Annotated in this window: 3 protein-coding genes; 1 reads left to right on the top strand and 2 read right to left on the bottom strand. The window is 71.6% G+C overall.

Annotation, left to right across the window (positions count from 1 at the left end; genetic code table 11):
- On the bottom strand, nucleotides 1-2,964 hold a 2,964-nt coding region (locus U9983_RS24590), incomplete at its 3' end, for a tetratricopeptide repeat-containing serine protease family protein (protein ID WP_322756289.1).
- Nucleotides 2,965-2,994: 30 nt separating this feature from the next.
- A complete protein-coding gene (locus U9983_RS24585; protein WP_322756288.1) occupies nucleotides 2,995-3,318 on the bottom strand; it encodes a trypco2 family protein in 324 nt (107 codons plus the stop codon).
- Nucleotides 3,319-3,521: 203 nt separating this feature from the next.
- Between U9983_RS24585 and U9983_RS24580 the strand changes: the two genes are divergently transcribed.
- Nucleotides 3,522-4,013, top strand: a 492-nt coding sequence (locus U9983_RS24580) for a phosphotransferase (RefSeq protein WP_416211519.1), incomplete at its 3' end; no start/stop codon positions are given.

The raw sequence follows: 4,013 nt of genomic DNA, 5'->3' as shown, positions 1-4,013 counted from the left end.
GATGTCGACCGCTTCGGTGGCGGGCGCGAGGGCCTCGGCGCGCCGGCCCACCTCCGACAGCCGGTTCGCCAGGTTGTTCAGCGATGCCGCGAGGTCGGGGAGGTAGGCGTCGGGGGCCACCTCGGCCAGCCGCCGGTAGAGGTCGGCCGCTTCGGTGGCGGGCGCGAGGGCCTCGGCGCGCCGGCCCACCGCCGACAGCCGGTTCGCCAGGGTGCTCAGCGACATCGCGAGGTCGGGGAGGTAGGCGTCGGGGGCGGCCTCGGCCAGCCGCCGACGGATGGTGACCGCTTCGGTGGCGGGGGTGAGGGCCTCGGCGCGCCGGCCCACCTCCGACAGGGAGTTCGCCAGGTTGTTCAGCGATGCCGCGAGGTCGGGGAGGTAGGCGTCGGGGGCGGCCTCGGCCAACCCCCGGTAGAGATCGGCCGCTTCGGTGGCGGGGGCGAGCGCCTCGGCGCGGCGGCCCACCTCCGACAGGCGGATCGCCAGGTTGTTCAGCGACGTCGCGAGGTTGGGGAGGTAGGCGTCGGGGGCGGCCTCAGCCAACCGCCGACGGATGGTGACCGCTTCGGTGGCGGGGGCGAGCGCCTCGGCGCGCCGACCCACCGCCGACAGGAAGGCCGCCAGATTGTTCAGCGACATCGCGAGGTCGGGGAGGTAGGCGTCGGGGGCGGCCTCGGCCAACCGCCGGTAGAGGTCGACCGCTTCGGTGGCGGGGGCGAGCGCCTCGGCGCGCCGGCCCACCTCCGACAGCGAGATCGCCAGGTCGTTCAGCGACCCCGCGAGAGCAGCGGTCACCTGGATGCTGGTATCGGCGGTCTGGCGGTAGTGGGTGACAGTCTGCCCGGCGAGGACGACCGCGAGCTCGGCTAGCGCCCGGCTCGGGCGAGGCAGGCTGGCCAACGCTGCGGGGGCGCTGACGGGACGGGGCGCGGCGGTGAGGGCACCGGCGAGAGCGGCGGGTAGCGCAGAGGCCGGGTCGTCGTTGCGGTGGGCGACGGTGGTGGTGACCAGGTCGGGCAGGGTGGTGTCGAGGAGGCCTTCGGTCGCCGTACGTACCGGCGGGCGGCCGGCGGCCCGGGTGAGCTCGTCGAGCAGACCGGCGAGGGACCGGTGGGCCTGATCGGTCAGCCGGCCGGCTCCCTCGGTACGGGTAGCCAGCAGGATCGAGACGGCCGCGCCAGCGAGGTCGGCGAGCCCGGCGGTCTCGGTGAGGAGTTGTTCGGCCAGCAGGTCCGGGCGCAGTGGTCCGACACCGCCGTCCGGCGCGGGGTACACCGACCGGAGCCATAAATAGATCATTCTAATGGTGAGGGCTGTTTCACCCTCCAGCTTGGCTATCGCGCCCAGCACGGTGACCGTGTCCGCCTGGGATACCGGGGCGGTGAGCGTGGTCACGACGACCGCGTGCACGGCCGCCGCGTCGGCGGGACTGTCGTCGGCCTCCACCGCGAACGAGCCGAGCTCGCGGTGACGCAGGCCTTTCGACCAGCGGTCGCGTTCCAGGTTCAACACACCATGCAGGATCTTGCCGCGGACATCCCCGGTGGTGGTATCGGGCAGCGCGTCGCGGTCCACGGTCGCCAGCAACATCGTCATGTGGACCAAGAGCGCATTGCCGAACGCCTCGGCTGACAGCCGGGGCACCGAGGCAGGCTCGGTGCCCCGGCCAAAGGGGGCGAACGCGGCGGCGGCCGCGGCGGCGTGCTGGTCGCGGGCCTGCTCGTCAAGCGGCCGGTCGGACAGCGCGACAACCCCGTCCAACAGCCCACCGGCGGCGCCCTTGGTGTCCCGGTCGAGTGTGTTCCACCAACCGGCGGTCAGGTCGAGGTGACGGGCCAGCAGCAGCAGCCGGACCCGCACCCGCGACCGGGTCAGAGCATCGATGAGGTCGGGGAGCAACGGTCCGGCGAGATCGGCGTCATCGACGACCAGCAGCGTCGCACGGTCCACCACCGACCCGGCGGCGCCTTTAGGCTCCCGGACAAACCCTGCGTCCCAATCCAGGCCTCTGCCGAGGAGGCGGGCGCACACCTCGGCGGCCAGCCGGGTCTTTCCCGTTCCACCGCCACCCGTGACGACCGTGAGGCGGAAACGGTCCCGGCGCGCCGGGACCCCGGCGCCCGGGGTGACACACCAGTCGACCAGCTCGTCGACCATGTCGTCCCGGCCGATAAACGGCACTACCCCGTGTTCCGGCCGCAGCAGTCGGGCCGGCGTGGCGTCCGGCGCCGACCAGTCCGGCAGCGGCTCATACGGCCCGGTCAACTCGACGACCCGGCCGGCACCGGCCGCGATGCGCACCGGCCCGGCCAGGTCCTCCAGCGAGGGCGGCGGCCCGCCCGTCAGTTCCCCCAGCCGCGCGCCCAGCCCGGCCGCCAGCAGCCCAGCGACCGGGCTGACGATCAGCCGGCCGTTGAAGCGGGGAGCGTCGTCGGTGACCACCCCGACCAGCAGACCGCCGGCGAACACCGGCCCGCCGGACATCCCCGCCCACGCGGACATCGGGTCGCCGTCCGGTGACGGTTGGCGCAGCCGTGGCGACGGGGACTGCACCGAGAAATCCAGCCGGCCGCTTTTGAACTCCCACGTCACAGAGCCAAGTGCTGACTCGCTGCCGCGCACCCCGTCGGGACGGGCCTTCACCCAGGGAAACCCGACCGTCACCGCGTTCACGGGTTCGGCGTCAACCCGCCGCTCATCCAGGCGACCCCACCCGACGCCGCTCGTCACCGCCGCCCACGGCTGGCCGGCGACCTCCAGTAGCGCACCATCGCACGACTCATCCGACCAGACGACCGCCGCGCTCAACCACTGCGCCGACCCGAGCGGGCGGACCTCGCAGGAACCTGCGCCGGCCGCCACGACATGTTCAGCGGTCAGCACCAGCCTGTCCGTCACCGCATACCCGGAGCCGACCTTCCCGGCCGCGTACACCTCGACGATCCGAGCCGCGTCAAGCCCCACCAGATACCCCCCATCAGCCCCGATCCTGCGCTAGGCCGGCAGGTCCGGCACGGTGTCCGCCACGTGCAACGACACCACGGTGCCGTCCGGCATCCGTCGCCCCGGGGTCAACGTGACCGCCAGTCGGTGTACCGAACCGACGTCACGTTTGCCTGCGGCATCCGCGGACAACACCCAGAACTTCGCACCGGTCGTGACCTCACCCGAGGTCGTCACCGCCACCTGAAACTCAAGACTGATCTCACCGACCGCGAAGTCGATCTCACCTGCGGCGCCATCGGCCAACGCCTGCGTGAACTGCGCACGCAGCGCTCTGATCACCACGGCAAGATCTACACCAGGCTCGTTCGGCACTGTTCCCCCGCCCATCGATTCGCCCGGACATCCGGTAACGCGAGCAATCTGTGGCATTGCGTGATGCTGGGCAGGATACTCCGCCCTTGCGGTAGCTCCGGTCGCTTCCCCGACAGGCTGGGCAATCACAGCGCGCAACGTCGCTGTACCCGTCCGGGTGATCATTCGGCGCATCGTCATTGCCCAGCAGCTAACCTGAGATCGTGGTCGCCGCCGACGGTTCCGGCCGGACGGCCGCTGACGGCGACCGGTTCGGTTGGGTCGACGCGCTACGAACCCTCGATCATGCCTGTGCCGTGGTCGGCCTGGCGGCGGAGAAAACCCGGCCGATGCGGCTCGGCGAGAACGCGATCATCTGTCTCGACTCGCCACCGGTGGTCGCCCGGATCGCGCGAACGGTCGACTACCTACCGGACGTGACCAAAGAGGTCGCCGTAGCACGGTGGTTCGCGAGCATCGATTTTCCGGCCGTGCGCCTTCTCCCGGCCATCGATCAGCCGCTGGTCATCGATGGCCGGGTGGTGACCTTCTGGCGCCAGGTAGGAACCGGGGCCGAGCATGGGAACCTCACCGACCTGGCTGCGATCCTTCGACGGCTCCACCACCTGGCCACCCCACCGGATCTTGAGCTACCCGCTTTCCGGCCGTTCCGGCGCACCCGGCGACGGCTTGCCAACGCCCAGGTGAGGGCGGCC

Source organism: Protofrankia sp. Cas3, from assembly GCF_963555955.1.
Classification (GTDB): Bacteria; Actinomycetota; Actinomycetes; order Frankiales; family Frankiaceae; genus Protofrankia.
This window is presented reverse-complemented; position numbering and strand designations above follow the sequence as displayed.